This is a genomic window from Achromobacter sp. E1 (assembly GCF_037039475.1).
GTDB classification, from domain to species: Bacteria; Pseudomonadota; Gammaproteobacteria; order Burkholderiales; family Burkholderiaceae_B; genus Achromobacter; species Achromobacter mucicolens.
In genome coordinates this window covers 4,006,903-4,026,045 of sequence record NZ_CP146253.1, presented here as the reverse complement: position 1 = coordinate 4,026,045, position 19,143 = coordinate 4,006,903, and the positions used below count along the sequence as shown (strand labels likewise).

The following is a 19,143-nucleotide window of genomic DNA, read 5'->3' as shown; positions in this document are numbered from 1 at the left end:
GTTACGCGGACTTCTTGGGGTGCACGATCATCTGGCCGGACATTTCCATGTGCAGCGCGTGGCAGAACCACTGGCAGTAGTACCAGTAGATGCCCGGGCGGTCGGCCTTGAACGTCACGGAAGACGTGGCCTGGGGTCCGATTTCCATTGCGATGCCGTGGCCTTCCAGCGTGAAGCCGTGCGTCAGGTCTTCGATCACTTCCATGTTGGTCACGAACACCGTGACTTCGTCGCCCTGGTTGACCTCGAACTGCTTCAGGCTGAACATGGGCGCCACCGCCATCATGTACACGCGCACCTTGTTGCCGTCGCGCACCACCTTGGCGGCGTCTTCCAGCGACACGCCGTCCTTCTTGGCGATCTGGCGGGCGTCTTCCCACATGGGGTCGTCGCGCTTCCAGACGCTGATCGGGTTGATCTTGGAGCGGTGCACCAGGCACATGTCGTGCGGCTCGGCAAAGCTGGGGCCATCATGCACAAGCTTCATTTCGTCGCCGGAAATGTCGATGAGCTGGTCGTTCTCGGGCTTGAGCGGGCCCACGTTCAGGAACCGGTCCTTGGAGAACTTGTTCAGCGACACCAGCCACTTGCCGTCGGCCTCCTTGGTTTCGCCCATGGTCGAGTGGTTGTGGCCGGGCTGGTAGTGCACGTCCAGCTTCTGGATGATCGGGTCGACCTTTTCGCCCTTGTAGGCGCGCTTGGCCTTGTCGATGTTCCACTTGACCATCTGGCTGTCGATGAACAGTGTGGTGTAGGCATTGCCGCGGCCGTCGAACGCGGTGTGCAGCGGGCCCAGGCCAAGCTGCGGTTCGGCCACGACGCAGTCGCGCGGCTTGATCTTGTCGGCGAACAGGTCGTCCAGCTTGCGCACGTCAATCACCGTCACGGTGGGCGACAGCTTGCCGTTCAGCATGAGGTGGATGCCGTCGGGCGCGGCGTTGCAGCCGTGGGGCGAGTTGGGCACCGGGATGTAGCGCGTGTACTTGGAACCGTGGCGGCCATCGACGACCGGCACGCCGCCCATCGTCTTGAAATCGCCGTCCTTGACGGCCTGCTCGATGCGCTTGATGTTGAAGACCACGACCCAGTCCTGCTCGTTGGCCGACATCTCTTCAACGGTGACGCCTTTCTCGGAGTTGTAGCAGGTGGCAAACGAGTACTTGCCCTGGTAGTCGGCATCGCCGTTGTCCAGGTTGCCGTCGACCAGCACCTGCCACGCCACCTTCATGGTGTCGCCGTCCAGCGCCGTGTAGACGGAGAAGAAGTTCTTCTTCGGGTCGTCCAGCACCTTGCCGTCGTTGGGCAGCGGAATGATGTGCTCGCCGTTGGCAAACACGTAACCGGTGCGCGGATAGCGCTGCGGACGCAGGCCGTGCACGCCCGACACGTTGGGCAGCTCGGTGATCTTGTCGGTCTTCATCACGTCAAGGCGGATGCGCGCGACGCGGTTGTTGGCCTTGTCGTTGATGAAGAGGTAGCGGCCGTCGTAGGTCTGGTCGGTGAACGACAGGTGGGGGTGGTGGGCGTCGCCGTTGGGGAACACGCCGCCCTTGTCCTTCAGGAATTCGCGGGTTTCGGGCGTGAGGCCGTCGGTCAGGATCTTGCGGCTTTCGTTGGTGCGGCCCCAGCCCGTGGCGCTGCATTGATTGAAGACAGGGATGCGCACCAGTTCGCGCATGGACGGCAGGCCCAGCACGCGGACTTCGCCCGACTGGCCGCTGGAGTTGAACGCGTAGTATTCGTCAAGTTCACCCGGCGCGACGTGCCCGAGCACGCCGCCGTTGCCGGACTTGGCGTCCTTGCCGTGCGCGGTGGACATCTGCGCCCCGGCAACGAGGCCGGCCGCGCCGGTGATGGCTGCGGTGCCCAGGAAGCTGCGGCGGGTAAGGCCGGCTTTTTCGGGGGTCTTGTCGGACATGGATAACTCCTAGGTAGTGGCGGCGCGGTGCGCCGCGGTACGAAAATCGTGTTTCACGATTCCGGGTTGGGGCGATTCGCCGGGTTGGGGCTGGGCATGCGGTGCAGAACGACTTCGTGCACCGCCGGCTCCGGGGGCGGCGCCGGGCGCCGTTCGCGCTTGGCCTGCTTCTGGATCAGGTGAGGGCACTTCTGCTTGTGGTGGTACAGCATCTGGCAATGCAGACACTGGATGCACTCGTTCGGGTTGATTTCGCCGGAGGGGTCGATGGCCTGGACGGGGCATTCGATGTTGCAGCGCTGACACGGGTTGCCGCAGTCGCGGTAGCGCTTGAGCCAGTTGAAGATGCGCAGCCGGGCGGGGATGGCCAGGGCGGCGCCCAGCGGGCACAGGTAGCGGCAGAAGAAGCGCTCGATGAACAGGCCCGCGACAAGCAGCGCCACGGCGAACAGCACGAAGGGCCAGTGACGCACGAAGTGCAGGATGATCGCGGTCTTGAAGGGCTCGACTTCGGCGAGCTGCTCGGCGACCGCCAGGTCATACAGCGAGAAGCCGAAAAGCAGCAGGAAGATCACATACTTGAACGTGGACAGCCGCTGCGCCACGCCGTGGCGGATCTTCAGCTGGCGCACGCCCAGCCGCCGGGCGATGCGGTTGGTCAGTTCCTGCAGCGCGCCGAACGGGCACAGCCAGCCGCAGAACGCGCCGCGGTTCCAGAACACCATGGAGATGGCGGTGGCGCACCACAGGATGAACACCAGCGGGTCCATCAGGAAGTATTCCCAGCGGAAGTCGGTGCGCAGGGCAGAGAAGAACGTCAGCACGTTCACGATGGACAGCTGCGCCTGGCCGTACCAGCCGATCCAGAACAGCGCGAAGGCAAGGAACGCCAGGCGCAGGCGGTCGTGCAGCAGCGGGCGCGACGTGAGCTGGTCCTGGAAGAAGAAGATGCCGACGAGCACCGTCAGGGCGACGGTCAGGAGGGCGATCTGGCCGGCCTTGCCGTGCCAGATCTGTTTCCATAGCGCGGGCGCGGGCGCGGAATCGGCCTCGGGCGCGGTCGCGGGCGAGGCTTGCGCCGGGCTGGGCGCGGAGGCGGCCGGGGGCGCGACGGAGCGGGTGTAGGCCTGGGGAAGTTCGTAGGGCAGATCGAACGTGACGAACGCCTTGTCCGACACGCTGAGCACGCGCTGCACCATCAGTTGCAGGCGCCACGGTTTGACCGGGTCGAGGGACGCGTCTTCGGGCACCACAAAGAGGGCGACTTCGCGCAGCGCCGGCGCGCCCTTGGCGTTGACGTCGGCCAGACGCTGGTGGTTGCGGTCGCGAAAGCGGAAGGCGCTTTCGTCCTGGATGACCTCGATGCGGTCGAAGATGCCGCCGCGCACGTAGCCCGATCCCTTGAAGGAATACAGGCCGTTGCCCGCCACCAGCACGGCCTGCTGGCCGGGCTTCAAGCGTTCTTTCAGTCGCTGCCAGCCGATGTCGCCCAGCAGGCTGCGGCCGATGGACGGCGCGCTGACCAGCGCCGCATACAGATCGATGAAGGTGTCGTCGGGGCCGCCTTCGCCGTGTTCGGCGGCGTCTTTGCGGCCGGATCGCAGGAACGCCTGATTGACGTCGTCGGGCGTCAGGCGCAGGTTCTTCACGGCGCCCGCGTCGAGCAGTTCCTGCCAGCTCTGCACCGTGTCCTTGTCCTCGTCCAGCACGCGCGTGGCGGCCGGCTGCGCCGCCGGGCGCGCCGCGCCGGACTTGTCGATGCCGTGCGCGCGCGCCACCGCGATGGCCGATCGGGTGATCGTGTCGCCGATCACCATCAGCGTGACGGTGGCGCCGCTGACGATGTCCACGGGCGGCGGCGCGCCGTGGCGGGGCGGGGCCTCAACGAAGTTCAGGCCGACGTAGCCCTGGATGAAGTGGTCGACCTTGGACTGGGGAATGCCGATCAGCACGATGGGCTCGTGGTGTTCGACGAGCTTTGCGCCCATGATGCGGCCGTCGTCCGAAAGCCCCACCAGCACGTCGATCGGCTTGCTGGAGTACCCGCGGGTGTTGACCACGTCGGTGGTGAGATAGACCAGACCCAGTTGTTTGCCGCCCGCATAGACGCGGGCGACGGCGGGCTTGCCTTCGACGGGGCCGGTGCGGTCGGCGCCGGGAAAGATCTCGGTGATGGGCGTGGCGGCCAGGAATTCAGGCAGGCGTTGCGCCTGCGCCGCTGGCGCCAGGAACAGGCAGGAAAGCCAAAATGCAATCAACGCGGCTTGAACGTATCGTGCGACCCGGTGGTGTACTTCGGTACTGCCGCGCATGCTGAACTCTATTCGTCGTGTTTGCTTACAGGCATCCTACGAACATGCACTCCGCGGCGGATTGCGGTTTGTCAATTTGGCCTTTTGAATGCGTAATAGCCCTACGAAATGTAGGGGAAGTTCCCTAGTTTTGGGGGGTATGCGGGGTTGGGCTTGATGGATGTCAAGAGAGCGATGCGAAGGCGGTCCTACACTGGTCCGCGGCGGCAACGGCGTCTGCATATGGCTGGCGTACGTGCATCGACCGCTGTGTCATCGGAGAATTTCATGCTGGCAAAAGCCACCCTCGCCATCCTTCTTTCCGCCACCAGCCTGCCCGTGCTGGCCGCGCAATGTGAAGCCACCGTCGAAAGCAACGACGCCATGCAGTTCAACGTCAAGGAAATCGTCGTCGACAAGAGCTGCAAGGAATTCACGGTCACCCTCAAGCACGTCGGCAAGATGGCCAAGGTCGCCATGGGCCACAACTGGGTGCTCACCAAGGAAGCCGACAAGCAGGGCGTCGCCACCGACGGCATGGGCGCCGGCCTCGCACAGGATTACGTCAAGGCGGGCGACACCCGCGTCATCGCGCACACCAAGGTCATCGGCGGCGGCGAATCCGACTCCGTCAAGATCGACGTCTCCAAGCTCGCCGCGGGCGAAAACTACGCATTCTTCTGCTCCTTCCCCGGCCACTGGGCCATGATGAAGGGCACGCTTAAAGTCGGCGGCTGATACGCCGGCGGGTCTGTTGAGACAAGCAAGAGCCGGCCGGGGGGCCGGCTTTTTCATTGCCGGGCCGCCCCGTTCAGGCGCTTGCAAGCCTTAGTCCTTTCGGGCCAAAGCCTCTGTCCATCAGGCTTACGGAGGGGATACGTCACCGGCATGTCACGGATTTTCCATGTACGATTACCGGTCGTGTAACTTCTGGAGCTCCTGATGGAGTGGCTGCTGGACCCCGCTGCGTGGGTCGGCTTGCTTACCCTGGTCGTCCTAGAGATCGTCCTGGGCATTGATAACCTGATTTTCATCGCCATCCTGGCGGACAAGCTGCCGCCCGCGCAGCGCGATCGCGCACGCATCATGGGCCTGAGCCTCGCGCTGATCATGCGCCTGGGCCTGCTGTCCGTCATGTCCTGGCTGGTCACCCTGACCACCCCGCTGTTCAATATTGGTCCCCTGTCGCCCTCGGGGCGCGACCTGATCCTGATGGTGGGCGGCCTGTTCCTGTTGTTCAAAGGCACCATGGAACTGCACGAGCGCCTGGAAGGCAGCGCCCATACCGGCGCGTCCGGGCCGCGCGTCTATGCCAGTTTCTGGGTGATCGTCACGCAGATCGTGGTGCTGGATGCGGTGTTCTCGCTGGACTCGGTCATTACCGCCGTCGGCATGGTGGATCACCTGGCCATCATGATGATCGCGGTCATCATCGCCATCGGCATCATGCTGATCGCGTCCAAGCCGCTGACGCGCTTTGTCAACGCCCACCCCACGGTGGTGGTGCTGTGCCTGGGCTTTTTGCTGATGATCGGCTTTTCGCTCCTGGCCGAAGCCTTCGGCTTCAAGGTGCCCAAGGGTTATTTGTACGCTGCCATCGGCTTTTCGGTCGCCATCGAGGCGCTGAACCAGGTGGCCCGTCGCAATCTGCTCAAGCTGGATGCGCGCCGTCCGATGCGCGAACGCACGGCGTCGGCCGTGCTGCGCATGCTGGGCAAGCGGCCGCCCGCCAGCGACGAACCCGACCTGCCGCACGCCGACGGCCCGTCCGTCCAGGCGTTCGGGGTCGAGGAACGCAACATGGTCAGCGGGGTACTGACCCTGGCCGAGCGCTCCATCCGGTCCATCATGACGCCGCGCACCGACGTGTCCTGGATCAACATCGACGACGATCCCGAGAACATCCGCCGACAGCTCACCGAAGCGCCCCACAGCTTTTTCCCGGTGTGCCGCGGCTCGTTCGACGAAGTGCTGGGCATTGGCCGCGCCAAGGACCTGATTGCCGACCTGATCACCGAGGGCAGGGTGCGCCGCAACCGCCTGCGCGATCCCATCATCGTGCACGAGTCGATCGGCATCCTGCGTCTCATGGACACCCTCAAGCGCTCGCGCGGCCAGCTTGTGCTGGTGGCCGACGAATTCGGCGCCATCGAAGGCCTGGTGACGCCGATTGACGTCTTCGAGGCCATCGCCGGCGAATTCCCCGACGAGGACGAACTGCCCGACATCGTGGCGGACGGCGAAAACACCTGGAAGATCGATGGGGCCGCCGACCTGCACCACGTCGAACAGGTGCTGGAAACCGAAGGCCTGGTCGACGACGCCCAGGACTTCTCCACGCTTGCGGGCTATCTGCTTTCTCGCTTCGGACATCTGCCCAAGCCGGGCGACGTCTGCGAATACCAGATTCACCACCAGCATTTCCGTTTCGAAGTCCTGGAAATGGACGGCCGCCGCATCGCGCTCGTGCGCGTCGAAAAGCGCCCGCAAGAGCATTTCCCTGACGAATCCTCCCTAGCCAACGACTAACAGAAAGAGACCCCAGCCCGTGACCGAGAACACGCTCTATCTGATCAAAGCATTCATCCTGGGCATCCTGGAAGGCCTGACGGAATTCATTCCCGTGTCCAGCACGGGCCACCTCATCCTGGTCGGCGACTGGCTGAATTTCGATTCGGGCGACGGCAAGGTGTTCGAGGTGGTCATCCAACTGGGATCCATCCTTGCCGTGATGTGGGTCTTCCGGGCCCGACTGCTCCAGCTGATTCGCGGCACGCTGACCGGCGTGCCCAGCGAGGTGGCCTTCACCCGCAACCTGATCCTGGCCTTCCTGCCCGCGGCGGTGATCGGCGCGATCTTCATCAAGACCATCAAATCGGTGTTCTACCACCCGGCAGTGGTGGTGGTGACGCTCGTGCTGGGCGGGCTGATCATGCTGTACGTCGAACGCCGCACGCGCCACACGCCGGGCGACGCGCCGGGCGCGGCGGACGACACCGCGTCCGACGAACGCGCATCGGCCCACACGCTGGAGCAGATCACCTGGAAGCAGGCGCTGGGCGTGGGCGTGGCCCAGTGCTTTGCCATGATTCCCGGCACCTCGCGCTCGGGCGCCACCATCATCGGCGGCATGATCGCGGGCATCCAGCGCAAGACGGCCACCGAGTTCTCGTTCTTCCTGGCCATGCCGACCATGCTGGGCGCGGCGGCCTACGACATGTACAAGAACTTTGGCCTGCTGACCCAGCATGACCTGTCCGGCATCGCCGTGGGCTTCGTCGCCGCATTCCTGAGCGCCATGGTGGTGGTGCGCGCCGTGCTGCGCTTCGTGGCCAACCACACGTACCGTGTCTTTGCGTGGTACCGGATCATCTTCGGCGGCGTCGTGGCCGCCTGGATCTTCACACGCTGATGCCTTCCCGCCACGGCGGGGCGCAGAATACACAAGGGCCGCTTTTTCAAGCGGCCCTTGTGTTTGACTTGCGCGGTACGGCAGCTGCTACGCTTCTGTTTCCAGATCGTAGAACTGCAGTCCGTCGCGGTCGATGACCAGCCAGCCGCCGCGCGGGGGCGACACGTGGTCGCAGTCCCAGTCGGGCAGCACCCAGCGTTCGCGTTTTTCGCCGTCGACCTCCAGCACGTGGCGCGCGGGGCGATGCGTGTGGCCATGCACCAGCACGCGCACGCCCGATTCGCGGAAGATCGATTCGATGGCGCCCGCGTTGACGTCCATGATCTCCATGGACTTCGTCTGGTTGGCCGCCTGGCTTTCGCCGCGCGCCTGCTGCGCCATGGCCAGCCGCTCGGGGATGGTCTTGGCCAAAAATTCGGCCTGCCATTGCGGATTGCGGACCATCTGGCGGAATTGCTGATAGGCGGCGTCGTCCGTACAGAATTCGTCGCCGTGCGTCAGCAGGATCGAGCCGAAATCGGTTTCCAGCAGCGCCGGCTCGGGCAGCAGTTGCGCGCCCACGGCCTTCGCCAGTTCCTCGCCGATCAGGAAATCGCGGTTGCCGCGTCCCAGCCAGACCGGGATGCGGGCTGCCGTGGTCTTCAACGCCGCCAGCACCGTGGCAAGCCACGGCGGGGCGGCGCGGATCACGTCGTCGCCGATCCAGGCGTCGAAGATGTCGCCGGGCAGCAGCAGGGCTGCCGCCTCTTCTTGGGCAACCTGCAGAAAGGCCAGGAAGGCCTCCGAGGTGGCCGGCGTGGCCGGCCCCAGGTGCAGGTCCGATGCCAGCCAGACCGGGCCGGGCAGCGTGATCTTATTCAAGAACTTCGGCCTTCTCGATGATGACGTCTTCGTTCGGCACGTTCTGGTGGAAGCCCTTGTTGCCGGTCTTCACGCCCTTGATCTTGTCGACCACGTCCTGGCCTTCGGTGACGGCGCCGAACACGGCATAGCCCCAGCCGTTCGGCGTGGGCGACGTGAAGTTCAGGAAGTCGTTGTTGGACACGTTGATGAAGAACTGGGCGGTGGCCGAGTGCGGGTCGCTGGTGCGGGCCATGGCCAGGGTGTACTTGTCGTTCTTCAGGCCGTTGTTGGCCTCGTTTTCGATCGGGGCGTGGGTTTGCTTTTGCTTCATGCCGGGCTCGAAGCCGCCGCCCTGGATCATGAAGCCGTCGATCACGCGATGGAACACCGTGCCGTTGTAGAAGCCTTCCTTGACGTAGGTCAGGAAGTTTTCGACGGACTTGGGCGCCTTGGCGGCGTCCAGGGTGATGACCATGTCGCCTTGGTTCGTTTGAAGCTTGACGCGGGGATTGGTGCTCATGGTTTTGGTGCCTTCGGAGGTGGAGGGGGAAGAAGAGGCTGCCGGGGCGGCGCTGACCAGCGCCGGTGCGAATGCAGCCAGCGCGAACGAGCACGCCGTCAGGCGCAGCAGGTGTAGAGGGGAGTAACGGGACATCATTTGCCTTGTTTATCCTTCAACATTGTTTCAACTTCGCGGACCTTTTCGCGCATGCCGGGCACGCCGTCGCCGGCGGCTTCCTTGTAGGTGCGCAGGGCCTGCAGCAACTGCAGGTCGCCCAGGTTGGCGCGGGCAGCCGCGTAGTTCGGGTCGGCGCGCAGGGCCATCTGCAAGGCATCCTGCGCCCGGTCGAGTTCACCGCGGCTTGCATATAGAGCCGCCAGGTTGTTCCAGGGTTCCGGCAATTCGGGGAACCGCGTCGTCATGTCGTTGTAGATGTCGATGGCTTCGTTCGTGCGCTTGAGCGCCGCCAGGGCGCGCGCATGCTGGAACATGAGCTGGACATCGGTGCCGCGCTGGTCCTTGATCTCGGCCTCGCGCTTTTCGATCATCGCCAGCGCCTTCTCGTTATCGCCGCGGTTCAAGAGAAGCTCGATGTGCGTCGTGATCTGGGAGGCGGACGGGGTCAGGCGCGTATCCACGCTGGGCTTGGCGGCCTCCAGCAGCTTGGCCAGGGCGTCCCAGCCGCCTTCGGGCGGGATGGGGTCCAGGGTGGTGCGAGTGGCGTTGGGGTTTTCGCCCGCGCCACCGCTCATCGACTGGGCGATGGCGACGCCCGCGGGCGAGCTGGCCAGGGCCAGGGCGAGCAGGGCAACGCAAAAACGCGGCTTGATAGTCACGTGTGGGTTCCGTTAAAAGTCTTGGCCGGCCGGCGCTTACGCGCTCGACCGGGCCGCTTGCTATACTTGACGACCGCCATTTTAGCCCCGGTTGGGTTTTGGCTCGACCATCGCGTTCAGGGCAGTAAGGAAAAGAGAGTCGCGAAGTGATTCTTTTCTACGTGAACCCTACTGCCAAAGTGCAATGGGACGACGCTGAAGGACGACCCTGAGCAATGGAAGCCCCCTGCAAACGGGTCGGCACTGTAAATGGGGCGGCACGCGTCGGCGGATCTTCCGCCGATTGCAATTTTCCGAACCGCCACGGAACACTAATCGAAGCCTATCGCGCCATGCTGCAAATCTACAACACGTTATCGCGTACCAAAGAACCGTTCAAACCGGCCCAGGCCGGCCAGGTGCGCATGTACGTGTGTGGCATGACCGTCTACGACTTCTGCCATCTGGGCCACGCCCGCATGCTGGTGTCGTTCGACGTCGTGCAGCGCTGGCTGCGCGCCAGCGGCCTGGCTGTCGACTACGTGCGCAACATCACGGACATCGACGACAAGATCATCCGCCGCGCGGTCGAGACCGGCCGCCGCATTGGCGAAGTCACCGAGTTCTATATCGACGCCATGCACGCCGACGAGCGCGCGCTGGGCGTTGAATCCCCCGACCGCGAGCCGCGCGCCACGCAATACGTGGGCGAGATGCTCGACATCATCGGCAAGCTCGAACAAAACGGCCTGGCCTATCAAGCCGAAGACGGCGATGTGAACTACGCCGTCCGCGGGTTTGCCGGCTACGGCAAACTGTCCGGCAAGACACTGGATGACCTGCGCGCCGGCGAGCGCGTGGCCGTCGGCTCCGGCAAGCGCGACCCCCTGGATTTTGTTCTCTGGAAGTCCGCCAAGGCCGAAGAACCGGCTGACACCAAGTGGGAATCGCCCTACGGCCTGGGCCGCCCGGGCTGGCACATCGAGTGCTCGGCCATGAGCAAGTCGCTGCTGGGCCTGCCCCTGGATATCCACGGCGGCGGTCCGGACCTGAAATTCCCGCACCATGAAAACGAGATCGCGCAGACCGAAGGCGCGTTCGGCGGCACGCTGGCCAACATCTGGATGCATTGCGGCCCGCTCATGGTCGATTCGGACAAGATGTCCAAATCGCTCGGCAACTTCCGGACCATCCGCCAGACCATTGCCCAAAGCGATCCGGCAGCCGACCAGTCCGATTACGCGGTGAACCCGCGCGAAGCCGAAATGGTGCGCTTCTTCATCGTGCGCAACCATTACCGCAGCCCGCAGAACTACACGCCGGATAACCTCGTCGACGCGCAGAACGCGCTGGATCGCCTGTATCAGGCCTTGCAGAACGTGCCGGCCGACGACCAGGGCATCGACTGGAACGAGCCGCAGGCGCAGGCCTTCAAGGCCGCCATGGACGACGACTTCAACAGCTCGGGCGCCGTGGCCGCGCTGTTCGAACTGGCCTCCGAGGCCAACCGTACCAAGAGCGCGCGCAGCGCCGGGCAGATGAAGGCGCTGGCCTCGCTGCTGGGCCTGCTGCAGCAAGCCCCGGCCGCCTACTTCCAGTCCGCCACCCGCTACTCGGCGGCCGCCATGGAGCAGGGCGCGCGCAGCACGCTCGACGCCGACGCCATCCAGGCCCTGATCGACGCGCGCGCGGCCGCCAAGGCTGCCCGCAACTTTGCCGAGGCCGACCGCATCCGCGCCGAACTGCGCGACGCCGGCATCGAGCTGGACGACAAACCGGGTGGCCTCACGCAATGGCGCCGCGCGTGACCAAGCAGGATACGCCGGCCATGTCCACCGCAGATCTCGACGTTCCCAAGCCTGAATATTGGGAGGCCGCCGTCGCGCACTTGATGCGCCGCGACCGCATCCTGAAAAAGATCATCCCCCAGCACCCCGAGGTCTGGCTGACCTCGCGGGGCACGCCGTTCATCACGCTGGCGCGGGCGATCATCGGGCAGCAGATTTCCCCCAAGGCGGCCGATGCCGTCTGGACCAAGTTCATCGACGCCGTGGGCAAGCGCCCCACGCCCGTCGCCGTGCTGCGCGTGGGCGTGGACGGCCTGCGCAAGGCCGGACTGTCCCAACGCAAGGCCGAATACGTGCTCGACCTGGCCGTGCATTTCGGCGAACGCCGGGTCCACCCCGAGAAATGGGCGGCCATGGACGACGAGGCCGTCATTTCCGAACTGGTCGCCATCCGCGGCATCGGACGCTGGACGGCGGAGATGTTTTTGATTTTCAATCTACAGCGGCCTGATGTCCTGCCGCTGGATGATCCTGGGTTGCTCAAGGCAATCTCGCTACACTATTTCAGCGGCGAGCCTGTCTCTCGCTTCGAGGCTCGCGAAGTCTCGTTGGCGTGGCAACCCTGGCGTACCGTGGCAACCTGGTATCTGTGGCGCAGTCTGGAACCGACGCCGGTCCAATACTGACGCAAACCAGGCAGCCCATCTACGGAACCACACTACATGCGCAATACATTTCTGGAATTTGAACAGCCGCTCGCCGAGCTTGAGAACAAGATCGAGCAGCTGCGCTATGTGCAGGCCGATTCGGCGGTAGACATCTCCGATGAAATCGGACGTCTGCAGCAGAAGAGCCAGACGCTCGCCAAGGAGATCTACGCCAAGCTCACGCCCTGGCAGACGGCGCTGGTCGCGCGCCACCCCCAGCGTCCCTACACGCTGGACTACGTGCGCGAAATGTTCACCGACTTCCACGAACTGCATGGCGATCGCATGTACGCCGACGACCAGTCCATCGTGGGCGGCCTGGCGCGCTTTAACGGCACGCCTTGCATGGTCATCGGCCACCAGAAGGGCCGCGACACCAAAGAGCGTGCCGCGCGCAACTTCGGCATGCCGCGTCCCGAGGGCTATCGCAAGGCCCTGCGCCTGATGCGCCTGGCCGAAAAATTCGGCATTCCCGTCTTCACGTTCGTGGACACCCCCGGCGCCTACCCCGGCATCGGCGCCGAAGAGCGCGGCCAGTCCGAAGCCATCGGCCACAACCTGTACGCCATGGCTGAACTTAAGGTGCCGGTGATCTGCACGATCATCGGCGAAGGCGGTTCGGGCGGCGCGCTGGCCATTGCCGTGGGCAATGCCGTGCTGATGCTGCAATACGCCACCTATGCCGTGATTTCGCCCGAAGGCTGCGCCTCGATCCTCTGGCGCAGCGCCGACAAGGCCCCCGAGGCCGCCGATGCGCTGGCCATCATCGCACCGCGCCTCAAGGACCTGGGCCTGGTGGATCGCGTCGTCAACGAACCCGTGGGCGGCGCCCACCGCGACCCCCGCGTCATGGCGCGCCTCTTGCGCCGCGCGCTCGGCGACGCCCTGCGCCAGCTTCAGGGTCTGACGCCCGAACAGCTCGTCGAGCAGCGCGTGCAGCGCGTGCTCTCGTACGGCGCCTTCCAGGAAGTGCGCGCGTAAAGCGGGCAGGGCGCCGGCCTCCAGTGCCGGCGCCGCGGCCCCCGCGCCCTCTGCCATGACCGACGTCCCGCCGCCCGGAATCTCCCCTCGGGCCGACGCGGGCGGCAGTTTCTCCTTGCCTCTTTGCGCCGCGCTTGCCGCGGCGTTGCGTCAGGCGCTCACGGCATTGCCCGAGCGTCCGCGCCGCATCGCCGTCGCCTTCAGCGGCGGGGCGGACTCGGCTGTGCTGGCCGTGCATGCAGCCGCGGTTGCGCCGGCGCTTGGCATCGAGGTGCTGCTATTCCATGTGCATCACGGCCTGCAGGCGCAGGCGGACGCCTGGGCGCGGCATGGCCAGGACCTGGCCGCACGGCTTGCGCTGCCGCTATATGAAGCGCGCGTCCAGGTGGAGCCGGCCGCCGGCAAGGGCATCGAAGCCGCCGCACGCGACGCGCGCTATGCCGCACTGGCCGGGTTGGCGCGTCAGCACGAAGTCCATCACATCCTCCTTGCCCACCACCGCAATGATCAGGCCGAAACCGTGCTGCTGCGCCTGCTGCGCGGCACCGGACTGGTCGGCATGGCCGCCATGGCGCCGGTGGCGCAGCGCGATGGCGTGACTTATCTACGGCCGTGGCTGGAGCGGGATCGCGACGAGATCCTGGGCGCGGCGAACGACCTCGAAGCCGCCATCGGCTGGCGCGCCGTGCAGGACCCCACCAACGCCGATCCGCGCTACACCCGCGCCGCGCTGCGCGAATTGCTGGCGCCCGTGCTGGATGCGCGCTGGCCCGGCTGGCGCGCCATCGTCGCGCGCCATGCGCGGCACATGGCCGAGGCGGCCGAGATCCTGGACGAAGTCGCGGCCGAGGATTTTGCGCGGCTGGACCCCAGCCCTGATGGCGCGAGCTTTTCGCTACAGGCATGGCGCGGTCTGTCGCCCGCCCGGCAGGCGCACGTGCTGCGCCATTGGCTGGCGCGCAACGGCGCCCGCATGCCGACCGATGCGCGCATGGCCGATCTGTTGCGGCAGTTGCGGGGGCTGCACAGCCTGGGCCACGACCGGCAGTTGCGGGTGGAGCAGGCCGGCCACGTGGTCCGGTGCCATCGCGGCCGCGTGTGGGTCGAGCCCCGGGAAGGTTCGGATTCGTAGTCGGCGCGCGGCGATGCGGGATCGCCGTTTTTAACGTGGCTGCCAGCGATTTTGCGCGCGGAATGGACACAAATTTGCGCAATCTGCGCAAATTTTTACCGTCGCGCTAGAATAGATGGTTTTGCCCGTCAACACTTGCGGCGGGTGTCCAGCCAGAGCACGAGATGTCCCTGATCGTTCACAAATATGGCGGTACTTCGATGGGCTCGGTCGAGCGCATCAGAAACGTGGCGCGTCGCGTCGCAAAGTGGCACGCCGCCGGCCACCAAGTTGTTGTTGTCCCGTCCGCCATGGCGGGCGAGACGAATCGTCTGCTGGGTCTGGCGCGCGAGATTTCGCCCCAGCCCGACGGCCGCGAGCTCGACATGATCGCCGCCACCGGCGAGCAAGCCAGCAGCGGCCTTCTGGCCATTGCGTTGCAGGCCGAAGGCGTGCCCGCGCGCAGTTATGCCGGTTGGCAAGTGCCCGTGCGCACCGATTCGTCGTTCACGAAAGCCCGCATCACGTCCATCGACGACGCCCGCGTGCGCGCCGACCTGGACGCCGGCCGCGTGGTCATCGTGACGGGCTTTCAGGGCATCGACCCCGACGGCCACATCACCACGCTGGGCCGCGGCGGCTCCGACACCTCGGCCGTGGCCGTGGCGGCTGCCATCAAGGCCGACGAATGCCTGATCTACACCGACGTGGACGGCGTCTACACGACCGATCCGCGCGTGGTGCCTGAAGCGCGCCGCATGGCCGTCGTTTCCTTCGAGGAAATGCTGGAAATGGCTTCGCTGGGCTCCAAGGTCCTGCAGATCCGCTCGGTCGAATTCGCCGGCAAGTATCGTGTTCCGGTCCGGGTCCTGTCCTCACTGACCGACCCCCTTATCCCGCTCGAGGAAGAAATGGTCTCGGGCACGCTGATTACTTTTGAGGAAGACGAAAAAATGGAAGCCGCCGTTGTCTCCGGCATCGCCTTCAGCCGCGACGAAGCCAAAATCACCCTGCTGGGCGTTCCCGACAAACCCGGCATCGCATTCTCCATCCTGGGCCCCGTCGCCGCCGCCAACATCGACGTCGACATGATCGTGCAGAACCAGTCCGTGGCTGGCACGACCGACTTCTCGTTCACCGTGAACCGCAACGAATTCGCGCGCGCCGTGGACCTGCTCAAGCGCGAAGTCATCCCTGCCGTGGGCGCGCGTGAACTGTCCACCGACGAAAAGGTCGCCAAGGTCTCCATCGTCGGCATCGGCATGCGCTCGCACGTGGGCGTTGCCAGCCTGATGTTCCAGACGCTCTCGCAAGAGGGCATCAACATCCAGATGATCAGCACGAGCGAAATCAAGACCTCGGTGATCATCGACGACAAGTACATGGAACTGGGCGTGCGCGCGCTGCACAAGGCCTTCGGTCTGGACCAGGCGCCCGCCACCAAGGTCTGATGAATCAGGTCCGGCACGATTTTTTTGCGTGAATGCCCGAAACGCGGGCGAGAGCCAAAAAAATCGTGCTAGAATCTCGTTCTCTTTTCGGAGACGTGCCCGAGAGGCTGAAGGGGCTCCCCTGCTAAGGGAGTATGTGGCTAAAAACTGCATCGTGGGTTCGAATCCCACCGTCTCCGCCAAAGACACTTGCACCAGTGACACAAGGTTGCCTCAAGACCCGCATAGCTTATTGCTCTGCGGGTTTTTTGTTTTGTGCGGTTCACTGCGGTCCACTGCGGGCCGCGGTCGTGCCGACTTGAAGCAATGCGCGCTGCGACTCACCCCAGCCTGTCGATCAGCGTTTGCGCCTGCTCGACCGCATCGGCGTCATTCGGGCGGAAATCCAGCCGCTCGGCGCGTGGCAGATTCACGAAATGCGACTGCGAGCTGCGCGCGTACGCCGGGTCGTAATGGCGGTCGATGAGTTCGCGCGCGAGGTCTTCGCGGCGGCCTTCGTCCACGAATGTCATCCAGCCCTTGATGGTGTCCCGGCTGTGCAGCCCGACCATGCGCTGCAATTGCGCCTTTAGCCAATCCGGCGTGTCAAAGAGCTGCGCGTAATCCTGTTGCAGGAAGCGCGCGCGGTCTTCGCGGCTGGCGCGTACGTCAACGCATTGCCCGTGGTGCATGGCGCGCAGCAGCGATGCGGGAATTTCCACTGCGCCAATCTTGCGGCTTTCGGCTTCGATGAACACCGGCTGGCTGGCATCGAGTTCGCGCAGTCGCACCGCAAGCAGCGTGTCGAAGCGCTTTTGCGTGGGCTGCTCAGCGTGCGGCCATGCGCCCAGCAGCGAGCCGCGGTGCGAGGCAAGCGCTTCCAGATCCAAGGTCTGCGCGCCTGCTTCGCGCAAGGCGTGCAATAGCCGCGTCTTGCCGCTGCCGGTGGGGCCGGTCAGCACGACGAGGCGCAGTGGTTGCGGCAGCGTCTGCAGGTCGTCCAGCGTGGCGCGCCGGTAGGTCTTGTAGCCGCCGTCCAGTTGCCGGGCGCGCCAGCCGATCATGTTGAACATCAGCGTCATCGATCCCGAACGCTTGCCGCCGCGCCAGCAATACACCAGCGGACGCCACCCTTGCGGGCGGTCCGCAAAGGTGGTCTCCAGATGGCGGGCGATGTTGCGCGCGACGAGGGCCGCGCCTGCGCGGGACGCTTCGAACGGCGAGACCTGCTTGTACATCGTGCCGATCAGCGCGCGTTCTTCGTTGTTGAGCACGGGGGCGTTGCATGCGCCGGGGATGTGGTCGTCGGCGTATTCCAGCGGCGAGCGCACGTCGATAATTTCGTCGAAATCATGCAGCCGTTCCAGGCTGACAAGCAGGTGTCTCACGAAGACCGCCTTGGTGGAAGAATCGGAAGATTTTCGCACGCGGTGCGTGGGGCGATGGGTTGGAGGGCAACTGAAGGTGCACAGACAAGCGGGCTCGGGATAGACAGGCCAGCGTGCCATCCCGACTTGCGCAACATTCGAAACAACGCTATTATTCAAGGCTTGCTTTTTCAAGCGCCCGTAGCTCAGCTGGATAGAGTACCTGGCTACGAACCAGGGGGTCGTAGGTTCGAATCCTGCCGGGCGCGCCAAGTTATTTCGCGGTTGTTTGCGCTATGCGCTATGCGCAATGTCTGCGAGACCGATGAAAAAGCAGCGTTTGTAGTGAAGAGAAGTTATGCGTCACTACAAACATGGCACGATTATTCTGATATAATTTTGCCTCTTTGCCGGAGCGCCCGTAGCTCAGCTGGATAGAGTACCTGGCTACGAACCAGGGGGTCGTAGGTTCGAATCCTGCCGGGCGCGCCAAACCATCACGGTTTAAACATCGCGATGTAAATGCGGCAAAGAAAATTGCAGTAAAAATGGAAAGGCCTTTGATCTTGCATCGAAGGCCTTTTTGTTTTGGCGCGCGCCTTTACAGGCGTGGTTCTGTAGTGCCGGTTGCCGTTGATACTTGTGCTTGTGTTGATACTTGCCCCGCACGGCAACATCGCAAACGTGCAGGGCGGCAGTGGCGGGCTTCTTGCCCGATCAATGCGCGGCGCTTTCTTTCGCGCTTTCCTTCTCTGTATCCTTCGATTTTTCGTCCGCGTCGTCGAAGCCCCAATCTCCGAACAGATACCAATCTTCGCCCAGCGATTCCGCCGGGTGCATGGTGCGGCCAGAGCCGTTGCCGCAGGCCATGGAGTCGGTGGAACAGTAGCGGTCGCAGCCCCAGCAGATGCGTTCGGGGTGCTTGGGGTGGAGGGGAAACTTCTTGGCCATGCTGTTTGCCTGATGTTCTTATTGAACCCAGCGTACTGCTGTCGGGGCCTGCGATTCATTGACATCGCGCAAATGCGGGGTCGCCACCTGTGCCGACTCCCGATTTAAACGGGGTCGATTTGCATGGTGTGATTCTTTCGTGTTATAAACACGCCTCTTTCGGGGCGCCCGTAGCTCAGCTGGATAGAGTACCTGGCTACGAACCAGGGGGTCGTAGGTTCGAATCCTGCCGGGCGCGCCAACTTATTCGAGATCATGCAGCACAGCGTGGTTTCCGCAGAAAAAACCGCAGCAATGCGGACGCGAAAAGCGGCTTGATGAATTCATCAAGCCGCTTTTTTTTTCGTGGCGCGGATCACTGGCGCGGATCACCACACGCGGTACACGCGCCCCGTCTGCGCGCCTTCGACGCTGCGGCTGAAGGCTAGCGCCACGCGGCTGGCCGGGGCCGCCTCGAAACCCTGGAAGTAGGGGCCATAGCTGTCCAGCGACTCCTGCAACACGGTGGGGCTGACGGCGTTGATGCGGATCCCTTGCAGTTCGACTGCCGCGCCGCGCACAAATCCATCGATGGCGCTGTTCACGGCGGCGGCGTTGGCGCCATAGCGGATGGGCTCGTCGCTCAGGATGCCGCTGGTCAGGGTGATCGAGCCGCCCGTGTTGACGTAGTGCTGGCCGATGAGGGCCAAGTCGACCTGTCCCAGCAGTTTGTCATGCAGCCCGAGCTTGAACTGACACGCCGTCATGTCGGCGAGCGGGCCGAAGTGCAGGCTGCCGGCGGCGGAAACGATGGCGTCGACCTTGCCAACCCGTTCGAAGAGGTCGCGAATGCTGTCGCTGCGGGTCATGTCGACCTGATATTGGCCGCGGCGCTTGCCCACCGCGATGATGTCGTGACGTTGGCCCAGTTCGCGGGCGACCGCGCTGCCGAGCGTGCCGCTTGCGCCGATGAGGATGATCTTCATGGGGTTCTCCGTGGAATGCCGTTGGGGTGGCGCCGGCGGGTCCGCCAACGCATGAATGCATTC

Annotated in this window: 16 protein-coding genes and 4 tRNA genes; 12 read left to right on the top strand and 8 right to left on the bottom strand. The window is 64.4% G+C overall.

Translation table 11 applies throughout. From position 1 onward, the window contains the following. Position 1: 1 nt before the first annotated feature. Positions 2-1,918 (bottom strand): TAT-dependent nitrous-oxide reductase, encoded by a 1,917-nt coding sequence (gene nosZ, locus V6V88_RS18655; protein ID WP_056323503.1) that lies wholly within the window; start codon positions 1,916-1,918, stop codon positions 2-4. Between the two features lie 53 nt (positions 1,919-1,971). Further along, complete coding sequence (locus V6V88_RS18650) at positions 1,972-4,230, bottom strand: 4Fe-4S binding protein (RefSeq protein ID WP_338615927.1); 2,259 nt, start codon at positions 4,228-4,230, stop codon at positions 1,972-1,974. 267 nt (positions 4,231-4,497) lie between these two features. Between V6V88_RS18650 and azu the strand changes: the two genes are divergently transcribed. The 3 genes from azu (at position 4,498) to V6V88_RS18635 (ending at position 7,621) form a co-directional block, all read left to right on the top strand. Next, positions 4,498-4,947: an azurin gene (gene azu, locus V6V88_RS18645; protein WP_056323506.1), complete on the top strand. Its 450-nt coding sequence runs from the start codon at positions 4,498-4,500 to the stop codon at positions 4,945-4,947. A gap of 204 nt (positions 4,948-5,151) precedes the next feature. Then, the gene (locus tag V6V88_RS18640) at positions 5,152-6,738 is read left to right on the top strand and encodes a TerC family protein (protein ID WP_056323509.1); all 1,587 of its coding nucleotides are present in this window, start codon (positions 5,152-5,154) and stop codon (positions 6,736-6,738) included. 19 nt (positions 6,739-6,757) lie between these two features. Continuing rightward, a complete protein-coding gene (locus V6V88_RS18635; protein WP_056323512.1) occupies positions 6,758-7,621 on the top strand; it encodes an undecaprenyl-diphosphate phosphatase in 864 nt (287 codons plus the stop codon). A gap of 87 nt (positions 7,622-7,708) precedes the next feature. Here V6V88_RS18635 and V6V88_RS18630 read toward each other — a convergent pair whose 3' ends face one another. The 3 genes from V6V88_RS18630 to V6V88_RS18620 all read right to left on the bottom strand — a co-directional run bounded on the left by V6V88_RS18630 (position 7,709) and on the right by V6V88_RS18620 (position 9,802). Beyond that, the gene (locus V6V88_RS18630; protein ID WP_056323515.1) at positions 7,709-8,482 is read right to left on the bottom strand and encodes a UDP-2,3-diacylglucosamine diphosphatase; all 774 of its coding nucleotides are present in this window, start codon (positions 8,480-8,482) and stop codon (positions 7,709-7,711) included. Next, positions 8,475-8,984: a peptidylprolyl isomerase gene (locus V6V88_RS18625; RefSeq protein WP_056324586.1), complete on the bottom strand. Its 510-nt coding sequence runs from the start codon at positions 8,982-8,984 to the stop codon at positions 8,475-8,477. Before V6V88_RS18625 ends, V6V88_RS18630 begins: the two co-directional genes overlap by 8 nt. Positions 8,985-9,118: 134 nt before the next feature. After that, complete coding sequence (locus V6V88_RS18620; RefSeq protein ID WP_142054351.1) at positions 9,119-9,802, bottom strand: tetratricopeptide repeat protein; 684 nt, start codon at positions 9,800-9,802, stop codon at positions 9,119-9,121. A gap of 332 nt (positions 9,803-10,134) precedes the next feature. Between V6V88_RS18620 and cysS the strand changes: the two genes are divergently transcribed. The 6 genes from cysS (at position 10,135) to V6V88_RS18590 (ending at position 16,000) form a co-directional block, all read left to right on the top strand. Continuing rightward, positions 10,135-11,589: a cysteine--tRNA ligase gene (cysS, locus tag V6V88_RS18615; RefSeq protein WP_056323521.1), complete on the top strand. Its 1,455-nt coding sequence runs from the start codon at positions 10,135-10,137 to the stop codon at positions 11,587-11,589. A gap of 20 nt (positions 11,590-11,609) precedes the next feature. Next, the gene (locus tag V6V88_RS18610; protein ID WP_223576291.1) at positions 11,610-12,254 is read left to right on the top strand and encodes a DNA-3-methyladenine glycosylase 2 family protein; all 645 of its coding nucleotides are present in this window, start codon (positions 11,610-11,612) and stop codon (positions 12,252-12,254) included. 36 nt (positions 12,255-12,290) lie between these two features. After that, positions 12,291-13,256, top strand: coding sequence for an acetyl-CoA carboxylase carboxyltransferase subunit alpha (locus V6V88_RS18605; protein WP_056323524.1), 966 nt, complete (start codon positions 12,291-12,293; stop codon positions 13,254-13,256). A 55-nt stretch (positions 13,257-13,311) separates the two neighbouring features. After that, positions 13,312-14,388, top strand: a complete 1,077-nt coding sequence (gene tilS / locus V6V88_RS18600; RefSeq protein ID WP_223576290.1) for a tRNA lysidine(34) synthetase TilS — start codon at positions 13,312-13,314, stop codon at positions 14,386-14,388. Positions 14,389-14,552: 164 nt separating this feature from the next. Then, positions 14,553-15,818 (top strand): aspartate kinase, encoded by a 1,266-nt coding sequence (locus V6V88_RS18595; protein ID WP_056323526.1) that lies wholly within the window; start codon positions 14,553-14,555, stop codon positions 15,816-15,818. A gap of 89 nt (positions 15,819-15,907) precedes the next feature. Further along, positions 15,908-16,000 (top strand) — tRNA-Ser (locus V6V88_RS18590). A gap of 138 nt (positions 16,001-16,138) precedes the next feature. On the opposite strand, the gene mnmH is transcribed toward V6V88_RS18590, so the two are convergent. Continuing rightward, a complete protein-coding gene (mnmH, locus tag V6V88_RS18585; RefSeq protein ID WP_223576254.1) occupies positions 16,139-17,185 on the bottom strand; it encodes a tRNA 2-selenouridine(34) synthase MnmH in 1,047 nt (348 codons plus the stop codon). A gap of 174 nt (positions 17,186-17,359) precedes the next feature. On the opposite strand from mnmH, the gene V6V88_RS18580 reads away from it, so the two are divergent. Together V6V88_RS18580 and V6V88_RS18575 are read left to right on the top strand one after the other, a co-directional pair. Then, a tRNA-Arg gene (locus tag V6V88_RS18580) sits at positions 17,360-17,436 on the top strand. A 143-nt stretch (positions 17,437-17,579) separates the two neighbouring features. Continuing rightward, a tRNA-Arg gene (locus tag V6V88_RS18575) sits at positions 17,580-17,656 on the top strand. A 225-nt stretch (positions 17,657-17,881) separates the two neighbouring features. On the opposite strand, the gene V6V88_RS18570 is transcribed toward V6V88_RS18575, so the two are convergent. Beyond that, on the bottom strand, positions 17,882-18,115 hold the full coding sequence (locus V6V88_RS18570; protein WP_223576253.1) for a DUF3079 domain-containing protein: 234 nt from the start codon (positions 18,113-18,115) through the stop codon (positions 17,882-17,884). Positions 18,116-18,279: 164 nt separating this feature from the next. Here V6V88_RS18570 and V6V88_RS18565 point away from each other — a divergent pair. Further along, positions 18,280-18,356: transfer RNA gene (locus V6V88_RS18565), tRNA-Arg, on the top strand. 127 nt (positions 18,357-18,483) lie between these two features. Here V6V88_RS18565 and V6V88_RS18560 read toward each other — a convergent pair. Beyond that, entirely contained in the window at positions 18,484-19,080 is a 597-nt protein-coding gene (locus V6V88_RS18560; protein WP_223576252.1) for a short chain dehydrogenase, read from the bottom strand. Positions 19,081-19,143 lie beyond the last annotated feature (63 nt).